Genomic DNA, 20553 nt, shown 5'->3' with positions numbered 1-20553 from the left:
ATGAGTCAAAAAATAATCGTAGATCCTATTACAAGAATTGAAGGGCATTTAAGAGTTGAAGTTGTTGTTGATGATAACAATGTGGTAAAAGAAGCTTATGCGGGCTCTACTTTGTGGCGTGGTATTGAAACCATAGTAAAAGGGCGTGATCCAAGAGATGCGGGTTTTATGACGCAAAGAATTTGCGGAGTTTGTACTTTTTCACATTATAAAGCAGGTATAGTTGCTGTTGAAAATGCTTTAGGTATTACTCCGCCTTTAAATGCGCTTTTAACAAGAACTTTAATGAATGCGGCTTTATTTTTACACGATCATATTGTGCATTTTTATCAACTTCATGGGCTTGATTGGGCTGATGTGGTAAGTGCTTTAAGTGCTGATGTTAAAAAAGCAAGCGATGAAGCTTTTAAATACACTTCAAATCCTTATGCAACAGGTGCAGATAAACTTCTTGAAGTGCAACAAAGACTTAAAACTTTTGTAGATAAAGGAAATTTAGGACCTTTTGCTAATGCGTACTATGGTCATCCAACTTATCGTTTAACTCCTGAGCAAAATTTAATCGTTCTTTCTCACTATCTAGAATGTTTAAGAATTCAAAGAATCATTGCTCAATGTATGGCGATTTTTGGAGCTAAAAACCCACATCCACAAAGCTTAACCGTTGGTGGTGTAACTTGCGTTATGGATTTACTTGATCCTGCAAGAATGGGTGAATATATGGTTAAATTCCAAGAAGTGCAAGACTTTGTTAATCGTGCGTATTATCCTGATCTTGTGATGGCAGGAAAAGCTTATGCACATGAAGCAAGTGTTTTAAATGATATAGGGGTAAATAATCTTTACACCTTTAAAGAATTTCAAATCGGAAGAGATGAATGGCTTTTTGAAAGTGGTATTATCAAAAATGGAGATTTAAGCAAGGTTTATGAAGTAGAAGAAGATAAGATTACTGAAGAGGCAACTCATTCTTGGTATGCAGACAATGAACCTTTACATCCTTATGACGGCAAAACAAATCCAAATTATACAGGACTTGTAGATGGGGAAAGCGTAGATCATCATGGAAATAATGTTCATTCTAAAGTGTTTGATACTAAGGGTAAATATAGTTGGATTAAAGCTCCACGCTATGAAGGAAACCCTATGCAAGTAGGACCTTTAGCAAATATCGTTGTAAATTATGCTAAAGGTAATCAAAATGTTGTTCCTGTAGTAGATGAGTTCTTAAAAGAAACAGGACTTCCTTTAAATGCTGTATTTAGTACACTTGGAAGAACAGCTGCTCGTTGTATTGAAGCAAAAATCGTTGCAAATAATGCTTTAAAAGCGTTTAATAATTTAGTTGAAAATTTAAAAGTAGACCAGAGTACTTGTGCTCCTTATGTGATCGATAATTCTAAAGAATACAAAGGACGCTATATGGGGCATGTGCCACGCGGAACATTAAGCCATTGGTGTAGAATTAAAAATGGTGTTATTGAAAATTGGCAAGCTGTGGTGCCTTCTACTTGGAATGCAAGTCCAAAAGACGCAAATGGCGTAGGTGGAAGTTATGAGCAATGTTTGATAGGACTTAAAATCGCTGATGTAAAACAACCACTTGAAATCATTAGAAAAATTCACTCTTATGATCCTTGTATTGCTTGTGCGGTGCATGTAATGGATACTAAGGGCAATAATCTAAGTGAATATAAAGTGAATGTCAATTTATAAGGAGGCTTTCATGCAAAACAAAGAAGAAAAATTGCAAAGAAAAGCTGAATATGAATTTAGCATAGGTTTGCGTTTAACGCACTGGGTAAGAGCTATTGCTATAGTGATTCTTATTGGCACAGGGTATTATCTTTCCTATGTGTTCCAAAGCCCTATTAGTAACGGTGAACCCGTAAATTTTATGCAAGCAAAATACCGCTTAGTACATCAAGCGGTGGGTTTTGTTTTAATCGCTTGTATTATTTTTAAAGTATATTTGTTTTTCTGCGATAAGGTAAGCGCAAAAGAACGCAGAAGTGTATGGGATATTTTTAATATCAAATTATGGATAGAACAAGTAAAATTTTACATTTTCTTAGGAAAACATCCGCATTTAAAAGGGGTTTATAATCCTTTGCAATTTGTAACTTATTTTTTCTTTTATCTTGTGATGTTAGGTATCATTCTTACAGGGCTTATTCTTTATACTCATACTTACCATGAGGGCTTAGGTGGGCTTTTATATCATATTTTAAGACCGCTTGAAGCTGCAATGGGCGGTTTGGCCGATGTAAGAACTTATCATAGAATTTTGATGTGGGTAATTATGATTTTTGTGCCAGTACATATTTACATGGCGATTTTTAACGCAGTAAAAGGTAAAGATGGTGCTATGGATGCTATTATTAGCGGATATAAATTTGTAAAAGAAGAAAAGCATTGAAATTCTTAGTCCTTGGAATAGGTAATATCATGTTTGCGGATGAAGGCTTAGGCGTTCATCTTTGCAAACAACTTGAAAAAAACTACAAATTCACTCATTCTGAATTTACTTTAGATTTTGTTGATGGTGGAACTTTGGCTTTGCAGCTTAGCTATATCATCGCTCGATACGATAGACTTATCGTTTTAGACTGTATAGAAGCGCAAGGTGCGAGTATAGGAGATGTATTTTTCTTTCCTTATGATGCTATGCCTAATAAAATTAGCTGGAGTGGAAGTGCCCATGAAATAGAAATGCTTCAAACCTTACAATACATGGAACTTGCAGGAGATTTGCCTAAAACACACATCTTAGCTTGTGTGCCAAAGCGTATTGAAGCGATGAGTTTTAAGCTTTCAGATGAGCTTATACAAGGAGCTAAAATCATGGAAAAAACTTTACTTGATTTTTTAAGCAAGGAAGGTTTTGCTTATGAAAAGATTGCGGATTTTTCTTTGCAAGAATTAGCCGATATTTCTTATAAAAATTACTAAATTTTTGTTCTAAAATTCATAGCTTTATTTAAAGAGATTAAATCCACATTTTCTAAATTTACACCACTTGGAATTCCTTGAGCGATTTTACTAAAAGTTAGGTTTAAGCCTTTAAATTTATCCTCTATAAAAAAGATAGTTGCATCAGAATTAATGCTATGTGTCAATGCAAAAATGAGCTCAGAGATATTTAGCTTAAGTATGATTTGCTTTAGTTTTTCAAGTTTTTCTTCATTTAACTCATCTAAAACAAAATATAGCCCATTGTAACTTTGACTCTCTTCGAGTGTTAGTATATCTTTTGGGCTTTCAACTATACATAAAATGTTTTTATTTCTTTCTTCATCGCTACAAATTTCGCAAAGCTCATTTTCGCTTAAAGCACCGCATTGCTCACAAGGTTTTATAAAGCGGATAGCATTTTCTATATTGTGTGCGAGTTTCATACCATCGATTTGATTATTTATGCAAAGGTGATAAGCAAGCCTTATGGCGGTTTTTTTTCCTATGGTAGGTAAATTTGCAAAACTTTCAACAAGTTCATTGAATTTTTCCAGGCCTTTTACCATTATTTTTCTTTATCTCCAAAGAAAATTTTAAAGCAATGCTTTCCATCATCATAAAAATAAATCAAATCAAAATTATGCAGTTTACATACCTCTGAAACTATATAAAGTCCTAGTCCCATACCTTTGACTTGATTGTGTTTTTCTCTTGTAAAAGCTTCAAGATAATGCTCTATAGGTTCTGCTAAAGGTTTGCCTGGATTTTTAATGGTAAAACATTCTTTACAACAAAAAAGCTCACAAGTGCCATTGTTTGAGTATTTTAAGGCATTATCGATAAGATTTTTTAAAATTACAGAGAAAATTTCCATATCAACATTGATTAAAGCGTCATATCTTATATCGACTTTTACAACTTTATTAAAATCATCTATCATAAGGTGTTCTTTAGCTTCTTCAAGTATAGCGCTAAAACGACTAGGTTTAAAGTGTAAGTTGTAGTTTTTTGAAAATAAATTTTCGATTTTGGCAAATTCATTGATCAAAGAATCCATGCGTAAAAATATAGCGATAAGTCTTTCTTTTTGTCTGTCTTCTTTGATCATTTCAGAAATGATTCTCCCTTTTCCTATAGGGGTTTTTAACTCATGCATGATTGTTCTTAGGAAAAGTTGTCTTGATTGGATTAATTCTTGGTTTTTCTTGAAAGCTTTTTGAAATTCAAAGGCGATCTTGCCTACTTCATCTTCTTGATAGTCTAGAAAATCAGGTTGTTCCCAATTTGCAACTTCGGCAACTTGTCTTCTTAATTTTTTTAAAGGTTCTAAGGATTTTAATACAGAAAAATACATAAAAACAACCAACAAAGAAAAAGAGAAAAATCCTATCAATAAAAGATTATAAACCCTATCACTAGTATTTTCTTCATACAAGCCATCAAAATCTTTACATTGAACATCAAAATAAAGATTGCTATGATATTTTAAAGAAGAAAGAGTACAAAGCTCTCCGCCTGCTTTAAAAAGTGATTGTCCATTATTTCTTATAGCTTTTACAAGATTGGGATTTTGTACAGCGTTAAAACCGCTGTTTCCAAGATAAGCTCCTATTTCAACACCTGAAGTGTTTTCATAGGAGATGAGTAAATTTTTTATAAGATTTTCTTGTTTTAAACTTTCTTCTTCATTATAGGTATTCCCTTCTATTTTTAAAAGAACGATAAAAAGCACACAAACCAAGAAAAAAGTAACAACAAATAAAATAATCAGTTTGGTATGAATAGAATAATTTTTTGTCATCCTATCAGTTTATATCCTATACCTCTAACAGAAAAAATATGTTTTGGAGATTTTGAACTATCTCCTATTTTTACCCTTAAGCGACCGATGATAACATCAAGGCTTTTAGAATCTTTATCTTTTAGATTTTTACAGCGACTTACAAGCTGTTCTCTTGAAACACTATATCCGTGTTGTTGGATAAGGTATTCTAAAATTTCAAATTCAGCAGGAGTAAGTGTTAAAACCTTATCTTCATAGGTGATCTCATGTCTTCTTTCATCAATTTTGAAAGCAGAGTTAATATTTTCATTATTAGTGTGTTCAACTCTTTTTGTGCGACGAATAAGACTCATAATCCTTGCATACATTTCTTTTGGATCGTAAGGCTTTGGTAGATAATCATCAGCACCGATTTGAAGCCCCACAACTTTATCGCTTAAGTCACCTCTAGCCGATGAGATGATAATAGGAATATTGCTTTTTTGTCGGATTTCTCTACAAACTTCAAGACCATCAATTCCAGGTAAAGTTAAATCTAAAATCAGACAATCATAGCCTTGAATACCCACATTTAAAGCATTTTTAGGATTTTCAAAATTTGTGATTTTAATATTAAATTGCGCTAAATATTCAGATAATAATTGTGCAAAGTCAGGATCATCTTCTATCATCAACACATTAATCATTCTAGTGTCCTTGTAAATTTTTATGTAGTCTTTAAAATTTTTACATAATTTTATTTAAAATTTGATAAATTATTGATTTTATTTTTGCTAAAATTATATTTTTGAATTTTTAAAATTAAAATTCTAGTAAAATTTTAAATTTTTTAAAGGAATAATGTGGAAATAAGTTATTATGAAATTCTTGAAATCACGCAAAATGCTGATAAAGAAACCATAAAAAAAGCCTATAGAAAAATGGCTTTAAAATATCATCCTGATAGAAACCAAGGTGATAAAGAAGCAGAAGATAAATTCAAGCTTGTTAATGAAGCCTATGAAGTTTTAAGCAATGATGAAAAGCGAGCTATTTATGATAGATACGGAAAAGATGCTTTAAAAGGCGGTGGATTTGGTTCTAGTAGCTCAGGTTTTGGTGGTTTTGAGGATTTAGGAGATATATTTTCTAGTTTTTTTGGAGAAGGCTTTGGCTCATCGCGTCGTAGAAAAAGTTCAAATGATGAGAAAATCCCTTCAGATTTTATCGTTAATTTAAAATTAAGTTTTAAAGAAGCGGTTTTTGGTTGTAAGAAAAATATAGACTTTACTTATAAATGCTCTTGTAAAACTTGTAATGGAACAGGGGCTAAAGATGGAAAGCTTCAAACTTGTCCAAAGTGTCAAGGTAGAGGACAGGTTGGGGTTTCTCAAGGTTTTATCACTTTTGCACAAACTTGCCCTGATTGTCAAGGAATTGGAGAAAAGGCTAGTGAAAAATGTAGTGATTGTAAAGGTTTGGGTTATAATGAAAGCAAAGATAGTGTCGAGCTTAATATCCCAGAAGGTGTGGATACAGGTATGAAACTTCGTGTCAATGCTAAAGGCAATATCTTAAAAAATGGCACTAGAGGGGATATGTATGTTAAGATCATCGCTGCTGAAGACGATACTTTTATAAGAGATGATGATGATATATATATAGAATTTCCAGTGTTTTTTACCCAGGCTATCTTAGGAGAGAGTATAAAAGTACCCACCATACGCGGTGAAGCGACTTTAAATTTACCAAAGGGTGCTAAAGATGGACAAAGATTTGTTCTTGAAAAAGAAGGGGTAAAAGATGTTCATAGTTCTCGCATAGGAAATCAAATCGTTCAAATTTCTATCAAATTTCCAACTTCTTTAAACGATGAACAAAAAGAACTTTTAGAAAAACTAAGTGAAAGTTTTGGTATCAAAGATGGTATGCATCAAGAGCAAAAAGGACTTTTTGAAAAAATCGCTAATTGGTTTAAGTCTTAATTTTCCTAAAGCTTTTTAGCTTGGGAAAATCTTTTTATATAAATTTAAGTTTTAAAAATCAGGCATAAAAAAAGGCGGAGCAAAACCCCGCCTTGAAGTTAGACTTAAAAGCTTCTTAGAATTTGTAAAGAGCTTGAAGTCTTACAGCATCATGATGAGTGCTTTCAGGATCTGTATCAACATTTACATAAGAGTAGAATGCTGAGAAGTTAAGTTTTGGAGAGTATTTGTAATCTACTCTTGCAACAGCTTCAAGTTTTTTACCACCTTGACCAATTATATTTGTTTTTGTTCCACCGTATACAAAGTCAGCACCAACGCGAACTGTTTCATTAAAAGTATATCCAGCAGTTACATAACCAAAGATATTTCTACCAATATCGCCATTTAAATTAGAACCATTAGTATAGAAAATTTCTTCACCTGCAAGCAAAGAGCCAAGATTACCTTGATCTTCAATTGTGGTTAAAGTAACTTTATCTTTTTTACCATAGTATAAACCACCAAGACTTGCATCCCAACCATTTACCTCAACAGTGCCTCTTAAAGCAAAGAAATTACCATTTGCTGCATCTAATCTATCTTTAAGTTTATTATCTACAGAATTTCCTAGGTAAGCACCTTCGATAGTCCAGTTAATTCCATCAAAGATAGTTGTGCTATAAGCTGCATCTAAAGCATATAAGAATGCATTATCACTCATATAAGCTAACCATAATTGTGGGTTGAATTGTCCACCAGCGATATCATAAGAGCCGATAGCTGCAGCACCATAAATATTTTTGCTCCAATCTAAAGCACCACTTACATCACTATCACCTTTAGGATTTCCACGATTAAATTGAACTCCTGTAATTTTTTGACTATTATCTTGAGTAATTGTTACAGTAGTATCTGAAGCTTCATTGAAACTATCCATTGCAAAAGCAGCTAGAGTTAAACCATCGATACTGTTGTTTACTACTTTAACACCTGTTCCAACTAAACCATCGATACCATTGTCAGTCCAGATAGTGTTTAGTTGTTGTTTACCAGCGATTACGCTTGTAGCAACATCTTCATTTGTATAAGTTAAATATAATTGACGAACTGTTAAAGTATCGCTTGTGTTACTGATGCTATCTGTGCCATAACCACCATCTTGTGAGTTGTAGTCAAATTGAACGAAAGCTTTAAAGTTGTCTGATATAGCACCGCTGAAGTTAACTTGTGCTCTGTATTTATGATCTTGTTTTCCAGAAATACCAGAACCAAAATTTGCATTGCTCCATGGATTGCTACTTTCATATCTGTATCTTAATACTCCAGATACATCGATATCTTTGATCGCTTCTTCAAGTGGAGTAGCGTTAGCTGCTGAAAAAGCACCTGCAGCAAGAGCTGCAACTAAACTAAGTTTAACTAGTTTCATGAGAATTCTCCTTGTCAAAAATTAATAAAACATCGTAATTGTAGCACATAAATTTGGAGTTTTTTCTTAAGAAGCACTTAAAATAGTAAAAATTTTAAATCCGAAGGATAAAAACATCTAAAGAAAAGCCTAGCTAAAGGGATTTAAGCTAGGCGTGTAATTTTAAGGAGTTTTTCTTATGAATGTTTTTCGGTTCGTTTAGAAGTATAAGCCTAAAAAGTAAACAAGAAGTAATATATAGTTGTTTTAAATTATTTTGATAAAAAAACAAGTAAATTTTTACAAGCTAGGGATAAAATTTTATAAGTTTCATCAAAATTCCCACTATACCAAGGATCAGGGACTTCATCGTAGTTTAGACTAGGGCTAAAATCAGTGATTTTTAAAACTTTGTTTTGGGTGTTGGTGAAGTTTTTTAAAACATTTTTGAAGTTAGAATTGTCCATGGTGATTAAAAAATCGCTTTCATCGCAAAGCTTTTGAGTGAGTTTTTTGCTTGTGAAGTTTTTGTGTTCTATGTTAAGTTGAGCAAGTTTGTTTTTGGTGCCATAGTGCATACCTTCTCCATCGTGTTCTCCTGAAGTTCCAGCACTGCTTATAAAAAATTCTTTTTCTAAATTTGCTTTTTTGACAAGATCTTTCATGATAAATTCTGCCATAGGCGAACGGCATATATTGCCTAAGCATATAAAGAGTATTTTTTTCATTTTTATCCTTGAGTTTTAATTAAAAATTATAAAAAATATCATACAATAAATCCATGGAAAATTTCAATAGAACTTTGCTTGTGTGTTGGTTTGGTGTTTTTACCACAAGTATGGGGCTTAGTCAAATCGCTCCGATTTTGCCTTTTTATATCAAAGAACTAGGACATGTTGATACGAGTGAAATAGCGTTTTACTCAGGGCTTGCTTTTGGGATCACTCCACTTTTTATGGCTGTTTTTTCACCTTTGTGGGCTTTTTTGGGTGCAAAGTATGGTTATAAAAATATGCTTCTTCGTGCAAGTTTTGGGATGTCGGTTTTAACTTTATGGCTTAGCTTTGCTCATAGTGCTTTAGAAGTAGTTTTTGTGCGGGGTTTAACAGGGATAATTTCGGGTTTTACTTCTGCTGCTGTTGTGTTTATTGCTGTGATAGCACCTAAAGAAAAAGTCGCTTATGCTTTAGGAACTCTTTCTACGGCTTCTATAAGTGGAAGTTTGCTTGGGCCTTTGTTTGGTGGCTTTGTGGCTGAATTTTTTAGTATTAGTACGGTTTTTGATATGGTGGCTTTTTTGATCGCTTGTTCTTTTGTGACGATTTATTTTTTCATCCATGAGAGAAAAATTCAAAAAGAGGCGAAGAAAAATACTCAAAAAGTGAAAGAAAACAAAACCCTTATTATCGTTCTTTTTATCACTACTTTTGTGATACAATTTGGTACTTTTGGAGTGATGCCGATTTTAAGTATCTATGTTGAGCAAATTCATCAAGGTGGAAATTTGGCTCTTTGGGCGGGTATAGTAGTGGCTGCAAGTGGGATTAGCAATCTTTTTTTCGCACCAAAACTTGGAAAAATCGCCGATAAGATAGGGCCTAGTAAGATTATTTTTGGAGCTTTGATATTTTGTGGAATTTGCTTTTATTTGCAGGCTGTAGTAAGTAATGTTTATACGCTTATTTTCGTGCGTTTACTTATAGGTGTAGGACTTGGAGGGCTTTTGCCTTGTGTGAATGCCTTGCTTAAAAAAAGTGTGAGTGCTAAAAATTTAAGTGTGATTTTTGGTTTTAATCAAACTTGTCAATTTTTGGGAAATTTTTGTGGAGCTTTTGGCGGAGGGATTATGGCTTCACATTTTAGCGTGGAATTTGTTTTTACTTTTGTGTGTTTGATTTTTATCATTAATGCTTTTATTTTCTTAGCGTTTGAGAAAAAATATATCTTTTCAAATCAAGGTTTATAAATTTAGAAAGGTTTAAAATGGAAATGATTTTATTTGTTTTAGTGATGATTTTACTTGTACTTTTGTTTGTAGTGCTTTTTAGGCAGTATAAAAGCCCTAAAATAGAAGAAAAAAGCACGCAAAGTTTTAGTGATATCATGCAGCTTAAATCCATAGGAGAATTAAGTGTTTTTCAAGTTTTTAGTAAAGAGATTGTCACTAAAAAAGATAGCGCTTTTAATGGAATTTGGAAAAATCTTTTAGGATGGTCTTTGAGTGAAAGACAGATTGCTTTGATTTTTGAATTTGAGATCACTTTCTTGTATGATTTAAGGGATAAAAACTTTGATATTTTGCCTTTAGGGGACGATGCTTATAAGATCATCATGCCAGAGTGTAGATACAAACACAGCATCATAGATATGAAATTTTATGATGAAAAAAATGCTAAATTTTTACCTTTTTTGCTGCCTGATTCTATCAATAGTACGGGGATTAGTTTTAGCGAAAGTGATAAAAACAAACTCATAAAAGAAGCCAAAGATGAGGTTAAAGACTTGTCTTTAAATCTTATCCAAAATTTAGAAAGCAAAATTCATAAAAGCGCTAAGGATACTTTAGAAGCTATTGCTAAAGGTTTTGGAGCTAAGAGAGTGGAATTTGAATTTAAGGATAACACACAAAAGCTAGATATTAACTAGCTTTTTTCTTGTTTTACTTGGGGGGGGGGTAATGCTTAGTTTGTTATTTTGTAAATTTTTTGATTATTTCATAGTTTTGTAAAAGCTGTTCAAAAGAAAAATTTAAATTTGCAGGAGAAGTTGAGGGTAGGGCTATGGCTTCTAAGCGAGGGTGGAATTTAATAAAAAATTTATAAGCACTTTGTCCAGTAGTAAAAATGGCTTGGATTTTGGTTTGAGAAAGGATCGGGCTTAAATCATTGGCTTTTGCATAACTTATAGTTTTATCATCTGAATTTTTTATCTTGCAACTTTGAAGTACATCCCAAAGAGCGATATGTTTTTTTCTTAAAAAGGCTTGTTGTTCTGCGATATTTTCTAATTTTACATCAAAAAGTGTTTCTAGTATAGGCCAAAAACGATTTCTTGGGTGTTGATAATAAAAGCCGTCTTGTCTTGATTTAATAGAAGGAAAAGATCCTAAAATTAAGATTTTAGAATCTTTGTCAAAAAAAGGCTCAAAAGGATGAGTTAGAAATTCACTCACTCACACAAATCCACAGAAATTTTTCCGTTTTTAATTTCGCTGATTTTAACTTTTAAGCTTTGGTTTTCGCTTAAATTAAGATGCTTGCTTTTTGAACTATGCAATAAACCATCAACACCATTTTTAAGTTCCACAAAGGCTCCAAAAGGAGCGATTTTTTTCACAATACCTTGAAATTCTTGCCCAAGTTCAAAGCCTGATATATCTTTGTCTTTAGAGCCTTTTTTAGTTCCTTTTTGAGAGCTTGTGATGTTTATGATGTAGTCTTTTGCGGCTTTGATTTGCTCGTTTTGACTACCTGCTATTTTTACTTCACCTTTTTCGCGATCTAAGTCTATAGAAACGCCAAATTTTTCTATGATTTCTTTGATGGTTTTTCCAGCTTGTCCTATGATATCAACGATTTTTGAAGGATCAACGCTAAAAAGCTCAAGTTTAGGTAAAACTTCTTCATTGATTATGATTTCTTTTGCAGCTTCTTCCATGATATTTAGGATGTGAATTCTTCCTTCTTTGGCTTGGTATAAAGCTTGTTTTAGTGTTTCTTGATCGATTCCGCCTAGTTTTATATCCATTTGAAGAGCAGTAACGCCGTCTTTGCTACCAGCTACTTTAAAGTCCATATCCCCATCATGATCTTCAAGTCCCATGATATCTGTTAAAACAGCATGCTTGTTATCTTCAAAGATAAGCCCCATGGCTACTCCTGCAACAAGTTTTAAGCTTGGCACTCCTGCTGCTTTTAAGGCTAAAGATCCGCCACAAACCGTTGCCATAGAACTTGATCCATTGCTTTCTAAAATTTCACTGACTAAGCGGATTACATAAGGATAGTTTTCATCCACGCTTGGATAAAGTGCTCTTTTGGCTAAATTTCCATGTCCTAGTTCTCTTCTTCCTGGAGCTTTGATAGGACTTGCTTCGCCTACTGAAAAACCTGGAAAATTATAATTTACCATAAAGCGTTCGCTTATAGGATTTTTTTCTGTAAGCAAGTCTATCATTTGAGCGTCGTTTTCTCCGCCTAAGGTTGCAACAACTAGAGCTTGAGTTTGTCCACGAGTGAAAAGACAAGAGCCATGAGCGTTTGGCAAGATATTGGTTTCTATACTGATAGGACGAACCTCGTTTAAACTTCTACCATCAGCTCTTTTACCTTCATTTAAAATTTGCTCACGAATAAGTTTGCGTTTGACTTTAGCTAAGGTATTTAAGACACTTTCTTCGCTCCAGTCTTTAGCGATTTCAAGATTTAAAATTTCTTTAGCAATTTTATTTAGTTCGCTTGCTCTTTCGCTTTTTGCCATTTGGTTGATGGCTTCTTTGATTTGTTTTTGGAAATTATTTTCTATAAAAGCTAAAATTTCAGGATGTTCAATCTCATTTTTTAGTTCGATTTGAGAATTTTTTTTGTGTTTGCTAAAAGCTTCTTCATAAGCATTTGAACCATTTAATATAGCTTTTTGAGCTAAATTTAGAGCTTCTAAAATTTCATCTTCACTAAGTTCATTCATATTTTGTGAAGTGGTTTGAGTTAAAACATCAGCATAAGGAGCTTCGATAAAGATTTCATTTTCTTTTTGATCAGGTAAGGCTCTCATTTCTATCATCAAAAGCTCATCTTTTACACCTGCTACATAGAGATCTAGGGTGCTATTTTGAAGTTCTTCATTGTTTGGATTGAGTATGAAATTTCCATCTATCTTTCCTATACGCACACCACATACTGGAGCTTTCATAGGTATATCACTAAGATAAAGTGCCACACTTGCGGCATTTAAGCTCATTACTTGCAAATCTACTTTAGGATCAGCTGAGAGAACCATCACAACGATTTGAGTCGGATAAGTATAGCCTTTTGGAAAAAGAGGGCGTAAGCTTCTATCAATAATGCGCGCTGTTAAGGTTTCTGCATCGCTTGGCTTGGTTTCTCTTTTGACATAACCACCAGGGATTTTTCCTGCGGCATAAGCTTTTTCGATGTATTGGACGGTTAGAGGTAAAAAATCTTCTTCAACTTGTTTTTCTTCTCTTGCAACTGTAGCTAGAACAACGCTTTTGCCTTGTCTCATTAAAACAGCACCGGCAGCTTGTTTGGCAACTTTGTCTATATCAAATATTTCTGTATTTTTGTTAATTTCTATGCTGTATTGCATTACTTTTCCTTTTTTACCAGATAATAAATTCGTAAAATTTTTTAAAATATTTAGCAAATTTCATCCTTTTTAAATTTTGTTTTCACTTTCTGCTAAAGAGAAATCGTATTTTACTCCTCCTAAAGGATAGAAGTTGAAAATAAAATAAACTCCGCTTTGATTTTTAGCTGTGATACCACCACTTGTGAGTTGTGGATCGATTCTTTCTCTATACATTAAAGAATAGTTCCAACATTTTCTTTGGTAGGTATAACCAAGTTCCCACATGTTTGCATGAGCTCTTTGAGTATCAAACCAAATTCCACCAAATAAATTGTAATTAGGTGTGGCAATATAATTTGCCCTTGTACCAATAAAGCTATATTTTCCATACTCATCGTTTTGATAAGCATGAGAAAACATCCAATTAAATTTTGAATTTGTATTGACTTCTATTTGGCTGATGACATTGGTAAAGCGACTTTGTTCATAAGAGTAAAGCACTTCGCTGTTGAGATTGATGTTTTCATTAAAATAATAAGTTAAAAGATTTTCAAGTTCATAGAATTCATTTTGTTTATTGAGATAGTCAAGCGAAATTCTGTGTTTGAGTTTTTTTTGTCCTTCGTTGTTATAGAAATATTGCACAGCATAAAGACTTGTATGTTCGTTTTCTTTGTCGTATTCTTCAAGATAATCTTGCGTGATTTTACCTGATTTTGCTCCTGGCAAAATGTAATTCACCCCTAAATTTAAAGTATGAAAGAAATTTCCATAAGCTTTTGAAAGATCGGTGTAGAGATTAAAATCATGAGTGTTTCTGAAATAATGCTCATGGTTTCTTTCGGGATTGTTGCTATAATTTACAAAAGAAGCATAAAATCTTTCTGTAAAAGTAAAGTGTAAAAAGTCTCCAAAAAAAGCGTTGTGATACGAGATAGGCAAGTCTAAATTTAGCTCATTTGCATAAGAACCAGCAGGTCGGTAAAAATTATGAAATGAAGCATCAAATGAATAACGCAAGCGTTCATCAAAAAGGTTATTTAAAAATCTATGATATTGAAAGCTTGGATATTCTTGTAAGGTTGTATTGTTGCTAAGTTTAGATGTGTCGATATAATATCTTGCATAAGCTCCGTAAAAATTGTTTTCATCAGCTAAAAAATAATTGATTTTGGAGGTTACAAGCGAGTTAAGATCTCGATAATCCCTACTTCCTAAATTTAAATAATCCACATCGTTGAGATAGGTTGCATCTATCCATAGACCTTCTTGAAAATTATCACTGAGTAAAGATTTGATTAAATCATCTCTTGAGTATTTTAGTTCTATTCCATAGTGGGTTTGATTTTTCAAATTTTCATCGTGAAAATAGGAGCTATTTTCCCTAAAAGCACCAAAATTTAATTCTCCTGTTGAATATGGAGAATCAAGAAATCTTAAAGTAGAATAAAGTCCAAAACCACGGTTTGTTCGAATTTGTGGATTAAGTTCTAAATCCCAATTTTCTTGAGTGGCTATATAAATAGGTTGTTCATAGTATAAGCCTTCGCTACTTTTTAAAACGATTTTTGGGATTAAAAGCCCGCTTTGTCTATGAGTATCAGCGCTAAATCCAAAATAAGGTAGATAAAAAACTGGGGTATTTTTAACATATAATCTTGCATTGTAAAGATGAACAAAATTGGTTTCCCGGTTAAGCCAGCCTTTTGAAAAACGAATTTCCCAATCAGGATCTTCAACATTGCAGCTTGAAACTGCTGAAACTTTGCTTTCAAAGACTTTATCATTTAGATGACTTGTTTTGCTTTGAAACCATACTTCAAGATTGTTATTGGAAAAGAAAAAATTACTAAAATCGGCTTGATTGGAATTTAGGTTGATTTTAGCATAATCAGAATGTGATCTTTCGTTTTGTCCCCTTAGGATGTTAACATCGCCAAAAAGCTCAACATCTCCGGTTTTTTCATTGTAAATTGCTTTATTGGCAGTGATGAAATAAAAATCAGAAAAAATAATAACATCATTGTTCGCAGTAAGAATATCACCTTCTTTTTTTGCATCAAGAGCGTAAATATCAACTTGTGCTGCATTTAAAGCTATGCTAGTTCCTAGCAATAGGGAAAATTTACGCCACATCGACTACTATTGTCCTTGCTAGATAATCCTCCCAAGCTTTGCGTAAATCATTGCTTAAAGCCCAAGCAAATCCAAGCATAAACGCCATAGCACTAACTTGTCTTACGGCAGACCTGATGCAACTTTGAATGAGATTGGGTTTATCAAGAAGATTTTCATCCAAGATGATAATTTTGCATAATATTTTTCCCAAACTTGCCCCATAAAGATAGGTAAAAATTGCTTGATAACTAAAATGAAGCAAGATGAAGCCAAGGTAAAAATTTCCTACAATTTGAGTTGTTTCAAATAAATCTTTTGCTTGGATTAGACGATCATAAAAAATGATAAACACAATCAAAGAAATAACCATATCATCGATTAAAAAAGCTAGAACTCTTTTTCCAAAACTTGCTATTTTTAGATTTTCACGCTCTAAGCGGTCTTGTAAATTTTCTTTCATTTCAGAACCTGATGAGCGATGTCTTTTCTGTATTGTTTTCCTTTGAAATTTACATTATCACAAAGTTTATAAGCATTTTTTTGCGCTTCTTCTATACTTTTTCCTGTGCCAACGCAAACTAAAACTCTTCCACCATCAGCCATTAATTTGCCATCTTCTAGGCTTACTCCAGCATAAGAAATATGAGAGTTTTCAGGAATGTTATTTACAGTAATTTCACTTTTTGGTGAACTTTTGTAAGGATAGTTTTCACTCGCGCATACAACCCCTACTGCAAATTCTTTTTTGATTTTGATTTTTGCGTGTCTTAAGCGTCTTTGAGTAGCAGCTAAAATAAGCTCTAAAGGATCTTCGATTAAAGGCATTAAAACTTCACATTCAGGATCGCCAAAGCGAACATTAAATTCTAATACATAAGGTTTATTTCCAACGATCATAGCGCCTATAAATAAAACGCCACAAAATTCCGCTCCTTCTTTTTTCATACCTGCTAAAGTCGGTAAAATAATATCTTTTTGAACTTTTCTAAGCAAACTTTCATTCGCCAAAGAGCTAGGGGCGTAAGCACCCATTCCACCAGTATTTGGCCCTTGATCATTATCGAGTAATTTTTTGTGATCTTGTGCTGCAGGAAGTAAAACAAAATCATTGCCATCACATACTGCAAAAATGCTTAATTCATAACCATCTAAAAATTCTTCAATTACAACGAGTTTTCCAGCATCTCCAAAGCTTTCTCCGCTCAGCATTTTAGCTGTTTCTTCTATGGCTTCTTCATGAGTCTTAGCTATGATAACACCTTTTCCTGCGCAAAGTCCATCGGCTTTTACTACTATAGGAGGGGTTAAACTATATATAAAATTTTTTGCTTTTTCAATGTCATTTGTGTTTAAAAATTTGGCTGTTTTGATGCGGTATTTTTTAAGAAAGCTTTTCATAAAAGATTTTGAGGTTTCAAGCATTGCAGCAGCTTTACTTGGCCCAAAAATAGCAAGTCCTTGTTGTTTAAAAATATCTACAACCCCTTCAGCTAAAAAACTTTCACTTCCTACTATACAAAGATCAAAACCTTTTTCTTTTGCATAGGTTGCTAAAACTACTGGATCTTTTAGGTTTAAATTTGTTCCAAGACTTTCGGTAGCGCCATTTCCAGGAGCAAAATAAAACTCTAAATTTTTGTCTACTCTTCTTAAGGCTAAAGCAATAGAGTATTCTCTTGCACCACTACCCAAAATCATTATTTTCATTTATATCTCCTTTTAAACCCAAACAGCCGTTTAACAAAGATTGACCCCAAAAAGTCAAAGAAAACCGCTAGGTAATTTTTAAAGGCTGCAACTTCTCGCTTTTTTCAAAGCTCAAACGATGCCACAGAACACGGTAAATCACACAATCGCAGTTAATAAAAATGTGTTGGATCACTTTAAATACCACAAACTGTTTAGGCAAGGAAATTATAACTTAATTTAGCTTAAATTTCTATGTCTTAAATCAGTTTAAATTTGGTTTTTCCTGATTTGTCAAAATGCTTTCCTTGTAAAATAATATCGGCAACATTTTCCCAAACATGTTTTTCATCAATATAGACTATATCAAAGGTGTTATCACGCATTAAAGACTGATAATTCACTTTTTTAGGTGCGTATTTTACTAAATAATACGGATTTTGTGAAAAGTTTTCAATTTTTAATTTGCATAATAAATCTAAATCTGATGTGACAACTAAAAATTTTTTTCTTTGTTCTTTTGTGATTTTTTGAATATACACTAAAAGTTTTTGATCAAAAGGATTTAGAGCGGATTTATTTAAGCGGCTTAAGTAATGTTCTGCAAAAGAAAGAGAACAGAAAGAATTTTCTATATTACTCATAGTAAAATAAGAATTTTTAACCCCTGATGATTTTAAAGATAAGTGCCAAATTTTAACATCCATTATGGTTGCGCATAGATTTAAACCTGTGACAATTTTTTTAAAGAGCTTTTCTCGTGAAAGTTTAAAAGCATTTTCGAAAATATTGTAATTTTTCTTATAAAAATCTTCCCTTATAGCATCAAGTCTTTTTAGTGTTGTTCTGTAGTATTCTGCTTCTTTTTGTAGTTTAGCCAATCTTTCTTGTCTTGCTTTAAGTTTTTCAGGGTCTGCATTGGCCGCATTGCTTTTAAGATTTATTTCAGATTGTAAAGTTTTCATTTGTGCTTCAAGCGAGGCTAGACGATTTTTTCTTGTATCTATGGTGGCTACTAAAGCTTGGTAATGACACTGCAAAGATAAAAAAGTTTCGTTAAAAATTTTAGTGATATTTGGTTTTTGATCAGCTATCATTTGCTTGTATGAATTCTCTAAATGCATCATGATGCTTTTTAATGCGCTAAATTGGGTTTGGTCTATGCTATTATCCATAAAAATTAAAGTATCATAAGCTTTAAATAAAAATCTTTTAAGTATAAGATAATCAAGTATGCAAGGAATTTCCTTTTCATCTTGTAGATTGGCTTGAAGCGTTTCTACGGATAAAATTTCATGGGCAAAATATTTTTGTATAGCTTGAGGTATAGTAAAAGAAAGAGGAATTTTTTCTATAGTGTCAAAGTCTGTTGTTCTATAGAGTTCTGTTATATAAGCACTTCTTCTTGAGTTTTGCAAGTCTTCTAATTCATCATCATTATCAGTTTTCCAAAAATCATGCTCAGTGATAAAATCCCCTTCTTTGAATTCTTGAAATTTTGAAGGTTTTATACCTGTTATGGTTTTGCTTGTTTGAACGAGTTTGCCGTCTTCTGCTTTTTTTTCGCTAGAAAGAGTTCTAAATTCCACAAGCATACCAACACTTGGCATACTTTTTTTATCATTCCAAATTTGGCGATTAAAGTCAAAAAAGGTATTTGCTGAGTTTGTAACGGTTCCACGTCCTGTAGAATCCATATAAATAGCTATTTTTCCATGCATATTTCTTCCTTGAAATTTCTTAAATAAATTCTAGCCTTATTTTTATAAAAATTTTATATTAAAAATAAGAGCTAGAAAAAATGGATTATTCCCATTCTATAGTTGCAGGTGGTTTGCTTGAGATATCATAAACAACGCGATTTATACCTTCTACTTCATTGATGATACGGCGACTTATGTTTTCTAAAATTTCGTAAGGTAAATGCGAGAAGGTAGCTGTCATACCATCACTTGCATCTACAACGCGTATACAAACTGCATTATCATAAGTGCGGTTATCCCCCATAACTCCAACGCTTTTAACATTTAAAAGTACGCAAAATGCTTGCCAAGTTTTATCATACCAACCTGTACTTTTAAGTTCCTCAAGTAAAATTACATCAGCCTTGCGTAATAGTTCTAAGCTAGCGCGATTTACTTCTCCCATAATGCGTATAGCAAGACCTGGCCCAGGGAAAGGATGACGATAAACTACTTCTTTGCTAAGTCCAAGCTCAAGTCCTAAGGCACGCACTTCATCTTTAAAAATTTCTTTTAAAGGCTCTATGAGTTTAAGATTCATTTTTTCAGGTAAGCCCCCTACATTATGATGGCTTTTAATGGTTTTGCTTACACCTACAACAGAACTTTCTATGATATCAGTATAAAGTGTGCCTTGGGCAAGATATTTTACATCTTTATGTTTTTTTGCTTCTTCTTCAAAAACTTCTATAAAAGTATTTCCTATGATTTTTCTTTTTTGTTCAGGATCTGTGACATTAGCTAAGCGACTTAAGAAAATTTCACTTGCATCAATGCTGATGAGATCGATGCCTAAAGTGTTTTTAAACATAAATTCAACTTGTTCTTTTTCTTCACTTCTTAAAAGTCCATTATCTACAAAAACTACTATAACTTGCTCTTTTATAGCGCTAGCTAAAAGTGCAGCAACTACGCTACTATCTACTCCGCCACTTACAGCACAAAGCACTTTATCATTGCCTACTTCTTCGCGGATTTTTTCTGCTTGAGTTTTTGCAAAAGAACCCATATTCCAAACGCTTTCACAATTACAAGCGTATTTAGCAAAATTTTTTAAGATATTTTTGCCAAATTCGCTGTGTTGTACTTCTGGGTGAAATTGTAGAGCAAAGAATTTTTTATCCTCATTTCCAAAAACACAAAAAGGGCTATTTTCACTTGTGGCTAAAACTTCAAAACCTTGAGGTAAATTTTCTACTTTATCAGAATGACTCATCCAAACGGTTTGTTTTTTTGGAAGATTTTTAAATAAAGCGCTATCTTTTTTAACTTCTATGTTTGCTTTGCCGTATTCTTTATGTCCTGCAGGTGCTACTGTAGCTTTGTAATGATGTGCCATGAGTTGCATACCATAACAAATTCCAAGAATAGGTAGATTTAAGTCAAATATGCCTTTATCGCAAAAATACGCATCAGTTGCATATACGCTTGCTGGACCTCCGCTTAAAATAATACCTTTTGGTTCTTTCGCTTTAATATCAGCCAAGCTTACATTAAAAGGTAAAATTTCTGCATAAACTCCTTGTTCCCTTAAGCGTCTTGCTATAAGCTGAGTGTATTGAGAGCCAAAGTCTAAAACTAAAATATCTGCTTTTTTCATTATTT

General features: G+C 32.9%; 18 protein-coding genes. 6 read left to right on the top strand and 12 right to left on the bottom strand.

From position 1 onward, the window contains the following. From SR62_RS06245 to SR62_RS06235, 3 genes are read left to right on the top strand one after another with little or no spacing between them, the layout of a single operon-like run. Nucleotides 1–1716 carry a nickel-dependent hydrogenase large subunit gene (locus tag SR62_RS06245; RefSeq protein WP_002860471.1) on the top strand — a complete coding sequence of 572 codons (1716 nt, stop codon included), beginning with the start codon at nt 1–3 and terminating at the stop codon, nt 1714–1716. 10 nt (nt 1717–1726) lie between these two features. Beyond that, complete coding sequence (cybH, locus tag SR62_RS06240) at nt 1727–2419, top strand: Ni/Fe-hydrogenase, b-type cytochrome subunit (RefSeq protein ID WP_002855770.1); 693 nt, start codon at nt 1727–1729, stop codon at nt 2417–2419. Further along, on the top strand, nt 2416–2952 hold the full coding sequence (locus SR62_RS06235) for a HyaD/HybD family hydrogenase maturation endopeptidase (protein ID WP_002859319.1): 537 nt from the start codon (nt 2416–2418) through the stop codon (nt 2950–2952). Before cybH ends, SR62_RS06235 begins: the two co-directional genes overlap by 4 nt. Here SR62_RS06235 and recR read toward each other — a convergent pair. From recR to SR62_RS06220, 3 genes are read right to left on the bottom strand one after another with little or no spacing between them, the layout of a single operon-like run. Next, nucleotides 2949–3521, bottom strand: a complete 573-nt coding sequence (recR, locus tag SR62_RS06230) for a recombination mediator RecR (protein ID WP_002853446.1) — start codon at nt 3519–3521, stop codon at nt 2949–2951. The genes SR62_RS06235 and recR overlap by 4 nt on opposite strands. Beyond that, on the bottom strand, nt 3521–4756 hold the full coding sequence (locus tag SR62_RS06225) for an ArsS family sensor histidine kinase (RefSeq protein ID WP_070317211.1): 1236 nt from the start codon (nt 4754–4756) through the stop codon (nt 3521–3523). The genes recR and SR62_RS06225 overlap by 1 nt, the downstream gene beginning before the upstream one ends. Beyond that, a complete protein-coding gene (locus SR62_RS06220; RefSeq protein ID WP_002874431.1) occupies nt 4753–5424 on the bottom strand; it encodes a response regulator transcription factor in 672 nt (223 codons plus the stop codon). The genes SR62_RS06225 and SR62_RS06220 overlap by 4 nt, the downstream gene beginning before the upstream one ends. Nucleotides 5425–5580: 156 nt before the next feature. Between SR62_RS06220 and dnaJ the strand changes: the two genes are divergently transcribed. Continuing rightward, nucleotides 5581–6702 carry a molecular chaperone DnaJ gene (gene dnaJ, locus SR62_RS06215; RefSeq protein ID WP_002867350.1) on the top strand — a complete coding sequence of 374 codons (1122 nt, stop codon included), beginning with the start codon at nt 5581–5583 and terminating at the stop codon, nt 6700–6702. Nucleotides 6703–6817: 115 nt separating this feature from the next. Here the strand turns inward: dnaJ and porA are convergent, their stop codons facing one another. Beyond that, nucleotides 6818–8113, bottom strand: a complete 1296-nt coding sequence (porA, locus tag SR62_RS06210) for a group 2 major outer membrane porin protein PorA (RefSeq protein ID WP_002912362.1) — start codon at nt 8111–8113, stop codon at nt 6818–6820. Nucleotides 8114–8364: 251 nt separating this feature from the next. Further along, nucleotides 8365–8820 (bottom strand): low molecular weight protein-tyrosine-phosphatase, encoded by a 456-nt coding sequence (locus SR62_RS06205; protein WP_002853170.1) that lies wholly within the window; start codon nt 8818–8820, stop codon nt 8365–8367. A gap of 53 nt (nt 8821–8873) precedes the next feature. On the opposite strand from SR62_RS06205, the gene SR62_RS06200 reads away from it, so the two are divergent. Continuing rightward, nucleotides 8874–10058 carry an MFS transporter gene (locus SR62_RS06200; RefSeq protein ID WP_002878587.1) on the top strand — a complete coding sequence of 395 codons (1185 nt, stop codon included), beginning with the start codon at nt 8874–8876 and terminating at the stop codon, nt 10056–10058. Nucleotides 10059–10075: 17 nt separating this feature from the next. Further along, complete coding sequence (locus SR62_RS06195; RefSeq protein WP_002859315.1) at nt 10076–10738, top strand: DUF4230 domain-containing protein; 663 nt, start codon at nt 10076–10078, stop codon at nt 10736–10738. Nucleotides 10739–10781: 43 nt separating this feature from the next. On the opposite strand, the gene SR62_RS06190 is transcribed toward SR62_RS06195, so the two are convergent. From SR62_RS06190 to guaA, 7 genes are all read right to left on the bottom strand, one after another. Beyond that, entirely contained in the window at nt 10782–11264 is a 483-nt protein-coding gene (locus SR62_RS06190; RefSeq protein ID WP_002892777.1) for a DNA-deoxyinosine glycosylase, read from the bottom strand. Further along, a complete protein-coding gene (locus SR62_RS06185) occupies nt 11261–13420 on the bottom strand; it encodes a polyribonucleotide nucleotidyltransferase (protein WP_002892775.1) in 2160 nt (719 codons plus the stop codon). Before SR62_RS06185 ends, SR62_RS06190 begins: the two co-directional genes overlap by 4 nt. 69 nt (nt 13421–13489) lie before the next feature. Then, nucleotides 13490–15538 (bottom strand): LPS-assembly protein LptD, encoded by a 2049-nt coding sequence (locus SR62_RS06180; protein ID WP_002892772.1) that lies wholly within the window; start codon nt 15536–15538, stop codon nt 13490–13492. Then, complete coding sequence (locus SR62_RS06175) at nt 15528–15980, bottom strand: RDD family protein (RefSeq protein WP_002853161.1); 453 nt, start codon at nt 15978–15980, stop codon at nt 15528–15530. Before SR62_RS06175 ends, SR62_RS06180 begins: the two co-directional genes overlap by 11 nt. After that, nucleotides 15977–17227, bottom strand: coding sequence for a phosphoribosylamine--glycine ligase (gene purD / locus SR62_RS06170; protein ID WP_002859311.1), 1251 nt, complete (start codon nt 17225–17227; stop codon nt 15977–15979). Before purD ends, SR62_RS06175 begins: the two co-directional genes overlap by 4 nt. Before the next feature lie 239 nt (nt 17228–17466). Further along, nucleotides 17467–18927 carry a hypothetical protein gene (locus tag SR62_RS06165; protein WP_002892769.1) on the bottom strand — a complete coding sequence of 487 codons (1461 nt, stop codon included), beginning with the start codon at nt 18925–18927 and terminating at the stop codon, nt 17467–17469. A gap of 85 nt (nt 18928–19012) precedes the next feature. Continuing rightward, complete coding sequence (guaA, locus tag SR62_RS06160) at nt 19013–20548, bottom strand: glutamine-hydrolyzing GMP synthase (protein WP_002872471.1); 1536 nt, start codon at nt 20546–20548, stop codon at nt 19013–19015. Nucleotides 20549–20553 lie beyond the last annotated feature (5 nt).

It is taken from the genome of Campylobacter sp. 2014D-0258 (genome assembly GCF_008000495.1).
Lineage (GTDB): Bacteria > Campylobacterota > Campylobacteria > Campylobacterales > Campylobacteraceae > Campylobacter_D > Campylobacter_D jejuni.
Note: the sequence above shows the minus strand (reverse complement) of the source record. Positions and strands in the feature narration are given on the sequence as shown.